The 15929-nt window shown below is 70.0% G+C and carries 18 protein-coding genes; 11 read left to right on the top strand and 7 right to left on the bottom strand.

Annotated features, from left to right (window positions below; genetic code table 11):
* Nucleotides 1–41 precede the first annotated feature (41 nt).
* Nucleotides 42–1415 (bottom strand): lytic transglycosylase domain-containing protein, encoded by a 1374-nt coding sequence (locus tag ACQPXM_RS37125; RefSeq protein ID WP_432942664.1) that lies wholly within the window; start codon nt 1413–1415, stop codon nt 42–44.
* Between the two features lie 234 nt (nt 1416–1649).
* Between ACQPXM_RS37125 and hemL the strand changes: the two genes are divergently transcribed.
* The 9 genes from hemL (at nt 1650) to ACQPXM_RS37080 (ending at nt 10262) form a co-directional block, all read left to right on the top strand.
* Nucleotides 1650–2972 carry a glutamate-1-semialdehyde 2,1-aminomutase gene (gene hemL / locus ACQPXM_RS37120; protein ID WP_432942663.1) on the top strand — a complete coding sequence of 441 codons (1323 nt, stop codon included), beginning with the start codon at nt 1650–1652 and terminating at the stop codon, nt 2970–2972.
* Between the two features lie 59 nt (nt 2973–3031).
* The gene (locus ACQPXM_RS37115) at nt 3032–3655 is read left to right on the top strand and encodes a histidine phosphatase family protein (RefSeq protein ID WP_432951158.1); all 624 of its coding nucleotides are present in this window, start codon (nt 3032–3034) and stop codon (nt 3653–3655) included.
* Nucleotides 3655–4218 (top strand): TlpA family protein disulfide reductase, encoded by a 564-nt coding sequence (locus ACQPXM_RS37110; RefSeq protein ID WP_432942662.1) that lies wholly within the window; start codon nt 3655–3657, stop codon nt 4216–4218. Before ACQPXM_RS37115 ends, ACQPXM_RS37110 begins: the two co-directional genes overlap by 1 nt.
* Nucleotides 4218–4961 (top strand): cytochrome c biogenesis CcdA family protein, encoded by a 744-nt coding sequence (locus ACQPXM_RS37105; protein ID WP_432942661.1) that lies wholly within the window; start codon nt 4218–4220, stop codon nt 4959–4961. Before ACQPXM_RS37110 ends, ACQPXM_RS37105 begins: the two co-directional genes overlap by 1 nt.
* 1 nt (nt 4962) lies before the next feature.
* Nucleotides 4963–6555: a cytochrome c biogenesis protein ResB gene (gene resB / locus ACQPXM_RS37100; protein ID WP_432942660.1), complete on the top strand. Its 1593-nt coding sequence runs from the start codon at nt 4963–4965 to the stop codon at nt 6553–6555.
* Nucleotides 6552–7520, top strand: coding sequence for a c-type cytochrome biogenesis protein CcsB (ccsB, locus tag ACQPXM_RS37095; protein WP_432942659.1), 969 nt, complete (start codon nt 6552–6554; stop codon nt 7518–7520). Before resB ends, ccsB begins: the two co-directional genes overlap by 4 nt.
* 12 nt (nt 7521–7532) lie before the next feature.
* Nucleotides 7533–7784: a DUF4229 domain-containing protein gene (locus ACQPXM_RS37090; RefSeq protein WP_432942658.1), complete on the top strand. Its 252-nt coding sequence runs from the start codon at nt 7533–7535 to the stop codon at nt 7782–7784.
* Between the two features lie 229 nt (nt 7785–8013).
* Entirely contained in the window at nt 8014–8628 is a 615-nt protein-coding gene (locus ACQPXM_RS37085) for a TetR/AcrR family transcriptional regulator C-terminal ligand-binding domain-containing protein (protein WP_432942657.1), read from the top strand.
* 59 nt (nt 8629–8687) lie between these two features.
* Nucleotides 8688–10262 carry an MFS transporter gene (locus ACQPXM_RS37080; RefSeq protein WP_432942656.1) on the top strand — a complete coding sequence of 525 codons (1575 nt, stop codon included), beginning with the start codon at nt 8688–8690 and terminating at the stop codon, nt 10260–10262.
* A gap of 65 nt (nt 10263–10327) precedes the next feature.
* Here ACQPXM_RS37080 and ACQPXM_RS37075 read toward each other — a convergent pair whose 3' ends face one another.
* From ACQPXM_RS37075 to ACQPXM_RS37055, 5 genes are all read right to left on the bottom strand, one after another.
* Entirely contained in the window at nt 10328–10813 is a 486-nt protein-coding gene (locus ACQPXM_RS37075) for an N-acetyltransferase family protein (protein ID WP_432942655.1), read from the bottom strand.
* 49 nt (nt 10814–10862) lie between these two features.
* Nucleotides 10863–11102 (bottom strand): hypothetical protein, encoded by a 240-nt coding sequence (locus ACQPXM_RS37070; RefSeq protein ID WP_432942654.1) that lies wholly within the window; start codon nt 11100–11102, stop codon nt 10863–10865.
* 84 nt (nt 11103–11186) lie between these two features.
* Nucleotides 11187–11708, bottom strand: coding sequence for a hypothetical protein (locus ACQPXM_RS37065; RefSeq protein WP_432942653.1), 522 nt, complete (start codon nt 11706–11708; stop codon nt 11187–11189).
* Nucleotide 11709: 1 nt separating this feature from the next.
* Nucleotides 11710–12726 (bottom strand): M48 family metallopeptidase, encoded by a 1017-nt coding sequence (locus tag ACQPXM_RS37060; RefSeq protein WP_432942652.1) that lies wholly within the window; start codon nt 12724–12726, stop codon nt 11710–11712.
* Nucleotides 12723–13079 (bottom strand): hypothetical protein, encoded by a 357-nt coding sequence (locus tag ACQPXM_RS37055; protein ID WP_432942651.1) that lies wholly within the window; start codon nt 13077–13079, stop codon nt 12723–12725. Before ACQPXM_RS37055 ends, ACQPXM_RS37060 begins: the two co-directional genes overlap by 4 nt.
* Before the next feature lie 61 nt (nt 13080–13140).
* Between ACQPXM_RS37055 and ACQPXM_RS37050 the strand changes: the two genes are divergently transcribed.
* On the top strand, nt 13141–13773 hold the full coding sequence (locus ACQPXM_RS37050; RefSeq protein WP_432942650.1) for a hypothetical protein: 633 nt from the start codon (nt 13141–13143) through the stop codon (nt 13771–13773).
* Between the two features lie 49 nt (nt 13774–13822).
* Nucleotides 13823–14959, top strand: a complete 1137-nt coding sequence (locus ACQPXM_RS37045; protein ID WP_432942649.1) for a PLP-dependent cysteine synthase family protein — start codon at nt 13823–13825, stop codon at nt 14957–14959.
* 47 nt (nt 14960–15006) lie between these two features.
* Here ACQPXM_RS37045 and ACQPXM_RS37040 read toward each other — a convergent pair whose 3' ends face one another.
* Nucleotides 15007–15879, bottom strand: a complete 873-nt coding sequence (locus tag ACQPXM_RS37040; RefSeq protein WP_432942648.1) for a 1,4-dihydroxy-2-naphthoate polyprenyltransferase — start codon at nt 15877–15879, stop codon at nt 15007–15009.
* Between the last annotated feature and the right edge of the window lie 50 nt (nt 15880–15929).

Genomic DNA, 15929 nt, shown 5'->3' with positions numbered 1-15929 from the left:
GCCAAGGGAGGGGTGGGGGCGGCGCGCCGTCTAGGGGGTGGTCAGCTGCCGAGCAGGCCTCCACCGAGAACGCCGAGCAGTCCCAGCACGGACAGCAGGTTGCGGATCACCTGGTCGACCGCGGCGGTGCCACCGGTCTGGTAGGCCGTCACGCACTTCTGCAACTGGTCCTGCGTCGGGCGGGTGATGGTCACCTTGGCCATCTCGCTCTGACAGTACTGCGTGGCCTTGGTCAGCTCGGTCAGGGTGCTGCCGACGGTGCCGACGATCAGGCCGGCCGCAGTCTGCAGCTTGGCCACGCCGCTCGGCGTGCTCGGCGGCGGAGTGGTCGGTTTGGTCGGAGTGGGCTTGGGGGTCGGCTTCGTCGTGCCCGGCTTGCCCGGCGTCGGCTTGCTCGACGGCTTCTCGGTCGGCTGGTCGCCCGGCTTGTCCTGGTTGCCGTCGCCGTCACCGGTGCCGCCGCCGGTCGGCGTCGGCCGCGGCGTGCCCGGCGGGTACACCGGCAGGTCGATCGCCTGCGGCAGGTTGTCGTCGGCCGGGGCGTCGATGCTGTCGTCGCCACGCTTGCCGCCGGCCCGGATCACGCCCTGGTCGTCGGATTCGGTGCCGTTGCCGACCACGATCCAGCTGCCACCGGCGTACGCCTTGGCGATGCTGATCACCAGGTCGGCGTAGGCGTGGGAGTGGTTGTAGCGCAGGACGGCGGCGTTGAGGTCGCCGGCCCGGGACAGGTCGGAGCCGCCGGAGCACAGATAGACGCCGGTCGACATCGCCGCGTCGTCGATGTCCTGCGGGTTCTTCGCGCCGTCGCCGTCACCGTCGACACCCATCGCCTGCCAGGTGGCCGGGATGAACTGCATCGGCCCGACCGCGCGGTCGAACGCGCCGTCGCCGTCGAGCCGGCCGGCGTCGGAGTCGGTGATCCGGGCCGTGGTCACGCCGTCCAGCCGCGGGCCGAAGATGCCCGGGGTGGCGACGCCCTCGGTGGTCAGCGAGTTGCCGCCGAAGCGGCCGTGGTTGGACTCGACCCGCCCGATCGCGGCCACCAGCGTCCACGGCAGGTGGCACGACGGGTCGGCCTGGGCGAGCACCTGCTGAGCCCGAGAGTACGCCTTCAGTGCGGCGTTCGGGATGCCGTTGCGGGACAGGCCGGACACGACCTGGGTCGGCTGCTCGGTCTTGTCCACGCCGTTGCCGACCGAGCCGGGCACCGGCACGTTGGCCGGATCGCTGATCGGCTTCTTCGGGACGACGACCGGAATGTTCGGGCCGAGGTCCTGGTCCAGTGCCGCGGTCGCGACCGCCGGGTCGTCGGTCGCGCTGACGGTGAACGCGCTCGCGAACAACGCCAGCGGAACCAGCGGCGCCACCTGACGCCACCCGCCCGCAGTGGCGCGGCGCTTGCCCTTCGCCATCGATGATCCCCTCCGTGACTCATCGACCTGTCCCGCCCCCACGCTGCGGACACGTCTCTTCGTCGTCCCGATAACCGCGTTCACCTGGTCTAACGCCTGGCCCGTGCGTGGGTTACGGGGCGGGCGCGGACAGTACTCGAGCGGTCACCGGGTACCCATACTGGCGCGTAACAACGTTCAGCGGAACCCCTGGTCCGCCGCCCGCCCACCGGAGCCCGCGGCCGGTCGGGGAGAATGGCCGCCGTGCCCGACCACACCGCTCGCTCCGCCGCATTGTTCGACCAAGCCACCGCGGTCACGCCTGGTGGCGTGAACTCCCCGGTCCGCGCGTTCCGCGCCGTCGGCGGGGTCCCGCGCTTCATGACCTCGGGTGACGGATGTCACATCACCGACGTCGACGGCAACACCTATCTCGACCTGGTCTGCTCGTGGGGCCCGATGCTGCTCGGCCACGCGCATCCCGAGGTGATCGCCGCGGTCCAGGCCGCGGTCGGCCGCGGGACGTCGTTCGGCACGCCGACCGAGACCGAGGTGCTGCTCGCCCAGGAGATCGTCGGCCGGACGCCGGTCGACAAGGTCCGGCTGGTCTCGTCCGGCACCGAGGCGACGATGTCGGCGCTGCGGCTGGCCCGCGGATTCACCGGCCGGGACAAGATCGTCAAGTTCGCCGGCTGCTACCACGGCCACGTCGACGCGCTGCTGGCCCAGGCCGGCTCGGGCGTGATCACGCTCGGCATCCCGGGCACGCCCGGTGTCACCGAGGCGACCACCGCCGACACGATCGTGCTGCCGTACAACGACCAGGCCGCGGTCACCGCCGCCTTCAGCCAGTACGGCGACCAGATCGCGGCCGTGATCACCGAGGCCTCGCCCGGCAACATGGGCGTCGTTCCGCCGCGGGACGACTTCAACGCGTTCCTGGCCGGCATCTGCCAGGCCAACGGCGCGCTGTTCATCTCCGACGAGGTGATGACCGGCTTCCGGATCACCCGCTCCGGCTGGTACGGCGTGGACGGCGTCCGGCCCGACCTGATGACGTTCGGCAAGGTGATGGGCGGCGGCTTCCCGGCCGCGGCGTTCGGCGGCCGCGCCGACGTGATGGCCCACCTCGCGCCGGAGGGCTCGGTCTACCAGGCCGGCACGCTGTCGGGGAACCCGGTCGCCACCGCGGCCGGGCTGGCCACGCTCCGGCTGGCCACCGACGAGGTCTACGCCAAGCTCGACGAGACCTCGGCCACCATCCAGCGCCTGGTCGGTACGGCGCTGGACAAGGAAGGTGTGCCGTACGTCATCCAGTCCGCCGGGAACCTCTTCAGTGTCTTCTTCGTGGACTCGGAGGAGGCAAGCGGGCCGATCCGCGACTTCGCCGGTGCCGGAGCCCAGGTGCTGCCACGGTTCGCCGCTTTCTTCCATGCCATGCTGGACGCCGGTGTCTACCTGCCGCCGAGCGCGTTCGAGGCGTGGTTCGTGAGTGCCGCGATCGACGACGACGCCCTGGCCCGGCTGGAGACCGCACTCGCTCCGGCCGCCCGCGCGGCGGCCGCCGTACAGAACTGAGAAGGGCTGCACAGGACTATGGAGGGGCAGCGGTGACCGAAACGACGGTCGTGCACCTGATGCGACACGGCGAGGTGCACAACCCGGCCGGCGTCCTGTACGGCCGGATGCCCGACTACCACCTGAGCGAGCTCGGCCGGAAGATGGCCGAGCGGGTCGCCGAGCATGTGGCCGGTCGCGACATCGTGCACCTGGTCACCTCGCCGCTCGAGCGGGCCCAGGAGACGATGGAGCCGATCGCGGCCACCTTCGGTCTCACCCCCGACATCGACGAGCGGGTGATCGAGGCGGCGAACCAGTTCGAGGGCAAGAAGTTCGGAGTCGGTGACGGCGCGCTGCGCCAGCCGACCGCCTGGTGGTTGCTGCGCAACCCGTGGAAGCCGTCGTGGGGTGAGCCGTACAGCCAGCTGGTCCGCCGGATGCGGGACGCGATCGAGACCGCCCGGGAGAAGGCCGCCGGGCACGAGGCGCTGATCGTCTCGCACCAGCTGCCGATCTGGATCGTCCGGTCCGCGATCGAGAACCGCCGGATGCTGCACGACCCGCGCAAGCGGCAGTGCAGCCTGGCCAGCCTGACCTCGTTCACCTTCCACGGCGACCAGATCGTCTCCGTCGGGTACGCCGAACCGGCCAAGGACCTGCTGCCGGTCAAGAACCCGAAGAAGTTCGTGGGCGGTGCGTGATGCGCCGTACGGCGATCCTGTCGGCCGCGGTCCTGCTGCTCGCCACGGCCTGCGGTTCCGGCCAGGAGACCAACGAGAACCGCTCTGGCCAGACCGGCTTCGTCAGCGGCAACGGCCGGGTCTCCAGCTTCGCCGCGGCCGAGCGCAAGCCGGCGCCTGACTTCGGCGGCGACACCCTCGACGGCAAGGCGTGGAACTTCGCCGACCACAAGGGCAAGGTCATCGTGCTGAACGTGTGGGGCTCGTGGTGCCCGCCGTGCCGCAAGGAGGCTCCCGACCTGGTCGCGGCGCACAAGCAGCTCGGCCCGGACGTGCAGTTCATCGGGCTGAACACCCGTGACCTGGACAAGGCGCCGGCGAAGAAGTTCGTGCAGGAGTTCGGCGTACCGTTCCCGAGCCTGTACGACCCGAGCGGCAAGCAGCTGCTCGGCTTCCGCGGGCAGATCTCGCCGAGCTCGATCCCGAGCACGCTGGTGATCGACAAGAACGGCAAGGTGGCGTCCCGGGTGATCGGCGAAGTGACCACCCAGACTCTCCTCGGCATGGTGAAAGACGCCGGCTGATGGGTGAGTGGTTCGCCCAGTCGATGACGGGCTCGATGCTGGTGGCACTGCCGATCGCGGTGCTCGCCGGGGCGATCTCGTTCTTCTCGCCGTGCGTCGTACCGCTGCTGCCGGGCTATCTGTCCTACGTGACCGGGCTGTCCGCCGCCGAGCTCGGGTCGGAGCGGCGCGGGCGGATGCTGGCCGGGACGAGCTTGTTCGTGGCCGGGTTCTCGGCGGTCTTCATCCTGACCGGGGTGCTGTTCGGTGCCATCGGCAACGCGCTGATCGTGCACCAGACACTGATCACCCGCATTCTCGGCGGAGCCACCGTCGTGCTCGGTCTGGTCTTCCTGGGTGGCTTCGGCTTCCTGCAGCGCGACGTCCGGGTGCACCGGGTGCCGGCCGTCGGGATCGCGGCCGCGCCGCTGCTCGGCGTACTGTTCGGCTTCGGCTGGACGCCGTGCATCGGGCCGACGCTGGGCACCGTGATGAACCTGGCCGCCACCGAGGGCAGCACCGGACGCGGCGCCACGCTGGCCCTGGTGTTCAGCCTCGGGCTGGGCATCCCGTTCATCGTCGCGGCCCTGGCCTTCCGGCGGATGCTCGGCGCGGTCGCCTGGGTCCGCAAGCACCAGTTGCTGGTGATCCGGATCGGCGGCGTACTGATGATCGCGGTGGGGCTGCTGCTGCTGACAGGAGTGTGGGACACGATGACCGCCGATCTTCGCCAGTGGGTCAGCAACTTCGGGTCGGCGGTGTGAGATGAGTGAGGTCAAGGAGCACGTCGAGACCGAGCCGGTGATGCCCGGCGGCAAGCCACCCGAGCGCCCCGACCCGCCGGCCCTCGGGTTCGTCGGCTGGCTGCGCTGGTCGTGGCGGCAGTTGACCTCGATGAAAACCGCGCTGGTCCTGCTGTTCCTGCTGGCGCTCGGCGCGGTGCCCGGATCGCTGATCCCGCAGATCCCGGTCGACCCGATCAAGGTGTCGGACTTCTACGAGGCCAACCCGTCGCTGGCGTCCTGGTACGACAAGCTCGGACTCTTCGACGTCTACAAGTCGGTCTGGTTCTCGGCGATCTACCTGCTGCTGTTCATCTCGCTGATCGGCTGCGTGGTCCCGCGGCTGCAGGTCTACCTGAAGGCCCTGCGCGCGCGACCGCCGAAGCCACCGCGCAATTTGCACCGCCTGCCGGGCCACCAGCGCTTCGAGACCGACGCGAGCGAGGCCGACGTACTGGCCGCGGCGCATCAGGAGTTGCGCAAGCGCCGCTTCCGGGTCGAGACGTACGACGGCGCGATCGGCGCCGAGCGCGGTTACCTGCGCGAGGCCGGCAACCTGGTCTTCCACTTCTCGCTGATCCTCGCGCTGGTCGGGATCGCCTGGGGCTCGCTGTTCGGCTACCGCGGCACCGTGCTGGTTGTCGTCGGCAACGGTTTCTCCAACGCCGTGGCCCAGTACGACGACTTCACGCCCGGCCGCGCGTTCACGCCGGACGACCTGCCGCCGTTCACGCTGACCGTGAACAGCTTCAAGGCGACCTTCGAGACGCAGGGACCGCAGCGGGGCGCGGCGCGCTCGTTCGATGCGGGCATCACCTACCAGGAGACACCGGAAGCCCCGGAGAAGTCCTACGACCTGCAGGTGAACCACCCGCTGTCGATCGACGGCACCAAGGTGCACCTGCTCGGCCACGGTTACGCGCCGAAGGTCACGGTGCGCGACGGCAAGGGCGACATCGCCTTCTCCGGGCCCTCGCCGTTCCTGCCGCAGGACGCGAACTTCTCGTCGTTCGGCGTGGTGAAGGCGCCGGACGCGCGGCCCGCGCAGCTCGGGTTCGAAGGGTTCTTCCTGCCGACCGCCGTGATCGACCAGCGCGGCCCGATCTCGGTCTTCCCCGACGCGGTGAACCCGGCGCTGGTGCTCACGGCGTACTACGGACGCCCGGCCGACGAGACGGGCAAACCGCAGTCGGTCTACCAGCTCGACAAGTCCAAGCTGACCCAGTTCGACGACGGCAAGGGTGACAAGCTGCGGTTCCAGCTCGCGCCCGGGCAGAGCATCGATCTGCCGGACGGGCGTGGCTCGCTGACCTTCGACTCCTACGACCAGTGGGTGAAGCTGCAGATCAGCCACACCCCCGGACTGAACCTCGCGCTGGCCGGGATCCTGCTCGCGATCCTCGGGCTGATGGGCTCGCTGTTCGTCCATCCGCGGCGTACCTGGGTGCGGGTGCGGACCGAGGACGGGCGTACCGTGGTCGAGGTCGCCGGTCTGGACCGGGGACCGGAGCGTGGTCTCGGTGACGAGCTCGACGCGATCTCCACCATTCTGAACAAGAAGCGGGAGCAGGCATGAACTCGGCGACCCTCGCCTCGGTGTCGAACCTGTTGGTTCCGACCGCGACGGTGATCTACACGCTGGCTCTGCTGGCACACACCGTGGAGTGGTCGAGCGGCCTGCGGGTCCGCAAGCCCGCGGAACAGAAGGTGCTGGTCGGTGCCGACGGCGCCGAGATCCCGGCGGACGCTGCCGGCACCGAAGAGCCGGACCGGTCGGTTCGGTGGGAGCAGGCCAGCCGGATCGGCGTACTGCTGACGGTGCTGGCGTTCGTCATGCACGCCGGTGGGGTGCTGACCCGTGGTCTGGCCGCGGGGCGGGTGCCGTGGGGCAACATGTACGAGTTCGCCATCACCGCGTCGCTCGCGGTCGCGGCGGTCTACCTGTTCCTGCTCAAGCGGCAGCGGCTGCAGTGGCTCGGTCTGCTGGTCACCTTCGTCCTGGCCGCCACGCTGGGCATCGCCGTACTCGCGCTGTACGTACCGGCTGCCGATCTGTTGCCCGCGCTGCACTCGTACTGGCTGGTGATCCACGTGTCGGCCGCGGCGATCGCGGGCGGCGGGTTCACCGTCGGTGGGCTGGCCTCGATCCTCTACCTGATCAAGAGCCGCGCCGAGGCGCGTGAGGCCGACGGCAAGCCGATGTCGGCCGCGCTGCGCCGCGTCCCGTCGGCCGCCGGCATGGACGCCGTCGCGTACAAGGTGCACGCGTTCGCCTTCCCGCTGTGGACCTTCGGCGTCCTGGTCGCCGGCCCGATCTGGGCGTACTACGCCTGGGGCCGCGCCTGGGGCTGGGACCCCAAGGAGGTCTGGTCGCTGGTCACCTGGGTCGTGTACGCCGCCTACCTGCACGCGCGGGCCACCGCCGGCTGGCGCGGCCGCCGCGCCGCGTGGGTCGCGATCGCCGGCTGGGTCGTCTTCCTGTTCAACTTCATCGGCGTCAACCTGCTGCTGTCCGGTTTCCACGCCTACTCGGGGCTGTAGGAGAGTGCCGGTATGAAGGAATTCGCTGTGTACACCGGGCTGCGGCTGGCGTTGTTCGCCGCGTCGTTCGCGGTGCTGTGGTTCGCGTTGAGCAACTGGCTGACGGTGTTCCCGTTGCTGCTGCTGGCGCTGATCGTGTCGTCGATCCTGTCGATCTTCGTGCTGCGCGCCTGGCGGGACCGGCTCGCGCAGCGGATCGAGACGCGGGCGACCCGGATGACCGAGCGGCTCGAGGCAGCCCGGAAGGCCGAGGACGAGGACTGAGGTCCTGACCTGCGCGGGCCCCGTCGACAACGTGTCGGCGGGGCCCGCTGCTGTCTGCGGCGCGGAGCCGGCTGGGCGGCGTACCAGTGCAGCAGTGGTACGCAGCGTGACCCAGGCCACGAACGACTTTCCCGGAAATTCGCTTGTGCATCTCTTCACATGAGTCGTACTGTGGTGGATGAAACGGAACCGTTTCGTTCTATCTGTTGCTTGACGATCACACAGGGTGATGATGACCGAAGTGGCCGAGGCCGGACCGCGATCGCGACCGCGGGTCGAGGGTGGGCGTGAGGAAGAGATCCTCGACGCGACCGTCGAGCTCGTCGGCGAGCTGGGGTACGACCGCCTGACGATGGACGCGGTGGCGACCGCCGCCAAGGCCAGCAAGGCGACGCTGTACCGGCGCTGGACGAGCAAGGCCGAGCTGGTCGTGGACGCGATCAGCCGGGCCAAGGGCTGTCCGGTGCCGGACGAGGTCGACACGGGCAGCCTGCGTGGTGACCTGATCGCGCTGTCGTGCAACGCCGGCGGCTTCACCGACGAGATGCCGATGTCGGTGATGGCCGGCCTGCTGACCGCGCTGCACCGCGACGACGACCTGCAGTCGGCGTTCAAGCAGCGGTTCCTCAAGCCGCGGCTCGAGCTGACCGCCCGGCTCTACCAGCGCGCGGTCGAGCGCGGCGAGATCGCCGAGGACGTCGACGTCGAGCTGCTGTCCCAGACGTTGCCCGCGCTCGTCATCCACCACGCCTTCGTGCTCGGCATCGAGCCGACCGAGGACCTGATTCTGCGGGTGATCGACCACGTGATCCTGCCTGCGGCGCGGGGGTCGCAGGCGAGCTGACCGGTGTGGGGCCGGTCGGCGACCCAGAAGCCAGTACCACCCAAGAGGGGAAACTCAGTATGTCCGAAGACGTCGTCAAGGCCGATCCGCCGGAGAAGGTGCCGTCGGCCGACGCCGGGAACTCAGGGGCCGAGCCCGCGGCCCACGGCCACCGCAACCTCGGGATCGCGCTCGCGCTGATCAGCATGGCGCAGCTGATGGTGGTGCTGGACGGCACCATCGTCAACATCGCGCTTCCGCACATCCAGACCGATCTCGGCTTCACCAACGAGTCGCTGCCCTGGGTGGTCAACGCGTACGCGCTGGCCTTCGGTGGTCTGCTGCTGCTCGGTGGCCGGATCGGCGACATCCTCGGACGCCGCAAGGTGTTCATGTTCGGTGTGGTGCTGTTCGGCGTCGCGTCGTTCATCGGGGGCATCGCGCAGAACGAGACGATCCTGCTGGCCAGCCGGATCCTGCAGGGCGTCGCGGCCGCGGCCGCCTCACCGAACGCGCTGGCCCTGATCACCACCACCTTCCCGGCCGGCAAGGAGCGCAACCGCGCGATGGCCGTGTACGCCGCGATGTCCGGTGCGGGTGCCGCGGTCGGCCTGATCCTCGGCGGGGCACTGACCGAGGCGTCGTGGCGCTGGACCTTCTTCATCAACACCCCGATCGGCCTGATCGTCGCGGTGCTGGCGATTCGCTACCTGGGCGAGTCGGCCCGCCAGCAGGGCAAGTTCGACATTCCGGGCGCGGTCACCGGCACGGTCGGTCTGACCGGCCTGGTCTACGGCCTGACGCACGCGGCCGAGAAGGGCTGGGGCGACCCGGTCACCTTGGCCTTCATCATCGGTGGCGTCGCGCTGATCGGTGTCTTCCTGGCGATCGAGGCCAAGTCCCGGCACGCGCTGATGCCGTTCCGGATCCTGGCCGACCGGACCCGCGGGGTCAGCTTCTTCGTGATGCTGATCGTCGGCGCGGCGATGTTCTCGATGTTCTACTTCCTCGGTATCTACATCCAGAACATCCTCGGCTACAGCGCGCTGAAGACCGGTTTCGCGTTCCTGCCGTTCAGCCTCGGCATCGTGGTCGCGGCCCAGATCGCCTCCACGCTGATCGCCCGGATCGACCCGCGCTGGATCGCCGGTGCCGGTGCGGCACTGGCCGGCGTCGGGATGTGGGGCTTCTCCCAGCTCGAGGTCGACTCGACGTACCTGACCCACGTGATGCCGTTCATCCTGCTGCTCTCGTTCGGCATGGGCCTGATCTTCGTGCCGCTCACGCTGACCGCGGTCTCCGGCGTGGCCAACGAGGACTCCGGTGTCGGCTCCGCGGTGCTGAACACGGTCCAGCAGATCGGTGGCGCGATCGGCCTGGCGCTGCTCGGCACGGTCTCGGCCAACGCGATCAAGGACAGGTTCGCCGAGCTGGCCCCCGGGCTGCAGAAGGCGGCCGAGTCCGGTCAGTCGCCGGCCCAGCTGAAGGAGCTCCAGGGCCAGTTCACCGCGGTCGCCACGACGCACGGGTTCACCCGGGCGTTCACGGTGTCGGCGTTCATCATCCTCGGCGCGGCGCTGATCACGCTGGTGGGGCTGTCGGTCAAGTCCAAGGATCTGGCCAACGACGGCAAGCCGGGCGTGCACATCGGCTGACGTCCTCCTGAACAGAAGGGCCGCATCCCGGGGGCGGGGTGCGGCCCTTCGCCGTTGAAGCAGACCTACAACTGCTTGCGCAGCACGAGTTCGCGGTGGATGCCGTCGGGCATCAGGTCGCCGGACTTGCCGGTCTGTACGTAGCCGTGGCGCAGGTAGAGGGCGTGCGCCTTCTCGTTGCCCTGGACAACTGACAGCTCGACGGCGTGGGCGCCGGTGGCGCGGGCCCAGGTCTCGACCGCGGTCATCAGCTGGTCGCCGACGCCTCGGCCCCGGGCGGCCGGGGTGACCCACATCGACACCAGCTCGCGGACGTCGTCCTCGTCGCGGGACGGCAGACCGCTCGCCATGCCCGCGGGACTGCCGTCGAGGGAGGCGATCAGGTTGTACGAACCGGGAAGCGCGAGCCGGGCGCGCCAGCGGTCCTCATCGGCGTCCACCCAGTCGTCGTACCGGGCGCCGAACGCCGTGGGTGTGTCGGCGAGTGCCGTCAGCCGGAGCTCGCGCCAGTCTTTCCAGTCGTCCGGTGTCAGCCGCCGTAACTCGATCACCGGTCCAGCATTCACCCTCCGGGCGGCATCGGTCACACGGTTTGGTGGATCAGGCGGCGGAAGTTCCAGCCGCCAGGCGGGCGCCGATCAGGCTGTCGGAGGCGAGGAACAGCGCGCCGCCGGCTGCCGAACGGCCGCCCGACCAGGCCGACGTGACAGCCGTTGCCGTGAGCATCAGCGAGTACGCCGCGACCGGGACGGAGGAGAAGAGCAGGGCTGTGACCAGCAGCGGTGAGCCGTGGTGCGCGCGGGACCAGATCGCCAGGGCCGGCATCATCGCCGACTTCACAGCGATCCGCAGTGCTGGCCGGCCGTACGCCGTTCCGTGGACAGCTGAGGTACCCCGGACCACGGGCTTGCTAACAGTTGGTGGTCAGCGGCGGGTGGCACGGCCGTGGCGGACGGCGAGGGCGGTGGAGTACCGCTCGATGAGCGGGGCAACAACCTCCGGCGGGGCGTTGGTGTGGACGTCGACCACGTCGGCGAGGGCGTCGTAGGCGAAGCCGTACGCGTAGGTGCGGGCTTCGGGGTGCCGGCGGCGAAGGCGCAGCTCGTCCAGGACGAGGTCGATCTCCGCTTGGGTGTGACGGCTGCGTGCCACCAGGGCCTCGGCGCCGCCGAGGTCGACTGGTTGAGCGTCCGCCTCCGGGGCCGCCGTACCGGAGTGGTCAGCGGCGAGGCGGATGACGAACGTGCGGGCCGCGCGATCCCAGCCGTAGCCGAGGGCGGCGTGGTCGGCGCAGTAGAGCTGGACGAGTACGGCGGTTCGCTCGTGGGAGGGCGGCGTCGAGGCCGCCTCGGCGCGCAGGGCGTCGAGGTCGACCTCCGTCTTCTCTGCCTCGGCCGCGTGCATCCGGGTCAGCTCGGCGCGGTCCTCCGCCGACCAGTCCGGCACGTCAGCGCGGCGGGAACTTCGAGTTGACCCAGTCGCGGACGCCGCCGAGGCCGTCGCCGAGGTCGCGGAGGAACTTGGCCAGCGGGTCCTGGGAGCGGGCGAAGGCGTCGGAGTACGACTTCGCGGCGTTCTTGGCCTCCTGGGACATCGAGGCGTTCGCGTCGTCCTGGCGCTTGGGGTAGTCGCCGGACACGATCGTGGTGTACTCGCCCTCGTCGACCCAGCGGCGCAGCTCGTGCGCGCGGATGACGGCCAGCGGATGGGTCTGCGCCTCGAGCAGCAGCAGCTTGAGCACGGAGTCGCGCAGGTCGCCGGAGCTCTCGTACTCGGTGCCCTGGGCCAGGAACGCGGTGGTGTCGAGCTGGTCGAGGTGACCGCCCGACGCCAGCTTCATCTGGACCCGCAGCGCGACCGCCGGGTCCTGGACGGCGAGCAGGCCGGCCCGGTCGCCGGACAGCTCGGCCTTGCGGGACCACTCGTGCAGCGCCGCGATGATCGCCCGGATCCCGAGCGCACCGATCGGCATCCAGTTGATCGCGCCGGTCAGCCGCATCAGCCACAGCAGCAGCGACTGGTAGAGCGCGTGACCGCTCTGCGCGTGGCCGAGCTCGTGGGCGAGGATGAACCGCAGCTCCTCCTCGTCCAGGCCCTGCACCAGCGCGCTGTTGAGCACGATGAACGGCCGGTCCATGCCGATCGTGACGGCGTTCCAGATCGGGCTGTTGGTGACGTACAGCTCGGGCAGCTGCCGGACGTCGAGCGTCGTGGCCGCCTCGGTGTAGAGCCGGTGCACCTTGGGGAACTGCCGCTCGTCGACCCGGATCGCCGACCCGAGGAACTGCAGCCGGAAGGCGCGCTCGTTGATCAGCCCGGACATCTTGCGCAGCACGAAGTCGAAGCCCTTGAGCTGCCGCAGCGCGACCAGCGCACCGCGGTCGGCCGGGTGTTCCCAGGCCCGTGAGCTGATGTCGGTGAGCGTCACCCGCTGGCGGGTCGGCCGTTCGTCGTTGTCGGTCATCGTTCCCCCACGGGTCGGCGTGCTTGTTCCCAACGTAGCGGGCGCGGGGGTCCGGGGGGCAGCACCCAGGCGGCCACCAGCCCCGGGACCCACCCGAACGGCACCGACCACCAGCCGAGCTCCAGCTGGTAGCCGCCGATCATGGTCGCCCAGCTGAGCGCCGTACCCCAGAGCCAGTACCAAAGGCCGTTGCCGGTCGCCCCGCGCCCGCGGAAACGCGCCCGGAGCGCACCCACAGCAGCCAACGGCACACTCGCCGGCACGGCCGCGGCGGTCGCGAGCAGCCCCACCACGACGAGCAGCACAGCCTGCTCGGTAGCCGACAGGTTCAACTCGAAGCCGAGGGGGATCATGTCCACCAGCCTGCCGCCGCGATGCCGCGCAGCGGAGCGTAGGACTACTCATACTGACCGGATGACCATCACGTGGCTCCAGCTCACCTGCGGCCGAGGCACCGACTCCAAGTCCGCGAGCACCTTCACCGGCAAGGCGGAGGACAGAGCCTGGACGGCGCTCCAGCGACTGCACGCCAAGCTCCTGCCCCAGTACGACGGCGCCGCGTGGCTGGCGCAGGGCGGGTTCGAGCGGGTGTCGATTGACGTCCAGTACCGGGTCACGAAAGGACGGCAGCGCCGGACGGTGGCGCTCATCGGCCGGTTGGTGAACGTCGACGTCTCTGTCGCCTGCCCCGAACTGCCAGACCTGACCGTCGAACAGTTGGAGGACGTCTTCCGGCCGGTGGTCCTCGATGCGTTGGCAGCGCTCGCGGAAGCCCAGGGGTTGGGTCCGCTCCCGCCGGCGGGGCAGGGCGGTGGGCTGTCGGCGGTTCCGCTGCGGGCGTTGATCGACGACCCGGACCCGTACGACGAGGAGCCGGGGGACTGCTTCGTGATCACCCGGGTCGCGCCGGACGGGGTGAATCCGGAGGTGATCGAGCGGTACGAGCGGGATCTGGCGTGGCTGTTGTCGGGGGCTGCTCAGGCGGAGGTGATCGAGGCGGAGGTCTCGGGGACGGCGGTGCGGTGGACGGTTCGGGTGGGTCGGTGAGCCGGCTGGGGATGTGCGGTGGGTGGGTTCTGGCCCTAGCCTGACCTCCATGAGTGAGGTTTACGGGGGACAGAGTCAGCCGCTGGGATGCCGGGAAGTGGATCGGCGGGACGACAAGCAGCGGGCCTGGGTGGCTGAGGCGGTGCGGATCGTCGACGCGGATGCCAACCGGAGTGCGGACACGCATCTGCATGTGTTTCCGATGCCGGCGATGAGTGGGGTGGATCTCTACCTCAAGGACGAGTCGGTGCATCCGACCGGGTCGCTGAAGCACCGGCTGGCGCGGTCGTTGTTCCTGTACGCGCTGTGCAACGGGTGGATCCGCGAGGGGACGACCGTGATCGAGGCGTCCAGTGGGTCCACCGCGGTGAGCGAGGCGTACTTCGCGCGGTTGCTGGGGTTACCGTTCGTGGCCGTGATGCCGGCCTCGACCAGCCGGGAGAAGATCCAGCTGATCGAGTTCTACGGCGGCCGCTGCCACTTCGTCGAGCGGTCCGGGCAGATCTACGGCGAGGCGAAGCGGCTGGCCGAGGAGACCGGCGGCCACTACATGGACCAGTTCACCTACGCCGAGCGGGCCACCGACTGGCGGGGCAACAACAACATCGCCGAGTCGATCTTCGGCCAGTTGGCGCTCGAGCAGTACCCGGTGCCGACCTGGGTCGTGGTCGGCGCCGGCACCGGTGGGACGTCGGCGACGATCGGCCGGTACGTGCGCTACCAGCGGCACGCGACCTCGGTCGCGGTCGTGGACCCGGAGGGGTCGGCGTTTTTCCCGGGCTTCGAGGCCGGGGACGGCGACTTCGCCACCGGGCGGCCGTCGCGGATCGAGGGGATCGGCCGGCCGCGGGTCGAGCCGTCGTTCGTTCCCGGGGTGGTCGACCGGATGATCGCCGTGCCGGACGCTGCGTCGATCGCGGCGATGCGGTTCTGTTCACGGGTGACCGGGCGCCTGGTCGGCGGCTCGACCGGGACCAACCTCTGGGGTTCGCTGCGGCTGGCGGCCGAGATGCGCCGGATGGGGCAGCGCGGCAGCATCGTCACGCTGCTGTGCGATGGCGGCGAGCGCTACACCAACACCTACTACGACGACGACTGGTTGCGGACCAACGGGATCGACATCAGCCCGTACGAGGAGACGCTCCGCGGGTTCGCGGAAACCGGTCAGTGGAGGGAGAGGGAGTAGTAGCCCGCGCCGCTGAGCGCCAGGCCGCTGCGCGGCCGGCAGGGCTGCTAGCCGCCCAGAGCCAGCCCGACGGCCAGGCCGATCGCGTACACGAGCTCGGTCTGGCCCGTGCCCTTGAGCACCGGGATCAGGGCCGGGCCGACGGCGTCGCTGACGACCACCCGGACCGCCTTGATGCCCAGCGGCAGCGCGATCAGGCCGAGCAGGGCCCACGGCGTCGCCAGCGCGGACAGTGCGGCCAGGATGAACGCCAGCGCGATCAGTACGGCGTACAGCTGCCGGGACCGCGCCGCACCGATCACCACCGCCAGCGTGCGCTTGCCGGTCACGTTGTCGGTCGGGATGTCCCGCAGGTTGTTGGCGACCAGCAGCGCGCAGGCGATCGAGCCGATGGCGACGGCCCCGGCCACGGCGGTCCAGTGCAGCCGCTCGGCCTGCACGTAGGTGGTGCCGAGCACGGCAACCAGCCCGAAGAAGACGAATACGCTGACCTCGCCCAGCGCGCGGTACCCGTACGGCGTCTTGCCGCCGGTGTAGAACCACGCACCGACCAGCGAAGCGGCTCCGGCGACCAGCAGCCACCAGTTGGACGTCGCACAGAGCACGATCCCCAGCACGGCGCCCACCCCGAAGCAGGCGAACGCCGCGGTCTTCACCGCTCGCGGTGTGGCCACCTTGGACCCGACCAGTCGCAGCGGGCCGACCCGGTTCTCGTCGGTGCCGCGGATGCCGTCGCTGTAGTCGTTGGCGTAGTTCACGCCGATCTGCAGCGCCAGGGCGACGCCGAGGGCCAGCAGCGCCTTCCACCAGACGAAGCCGTCCAGGTAGGCGGCCGCGCCGCTGCCGACCAGCACTGGCGCGATGGCGGCAGGCAGCGTCCTGGGGCGGGCACCCTCGATCCACTGAGAAAGGTTGGCCATGGCTCGGATTGTGTCAGCCGTTGGCTCGGCGAATGAGGGTCGGGGCTACG

The organism is Kribbella sp. CA-253562 (genome assembly GCF_050942265.1).
In the GTDB taxonomy this organism is placed as follows: Bacteria; Actinomycetota; Actinomycetes; order Propionibacteriales; family Kribbellaceae; genus Kribbella.
The sequence above is the reverse complement of the archived record's forward strand: the minus strand, read 5'-3'. Positions and strand labels throughout refer to the sequence as shown.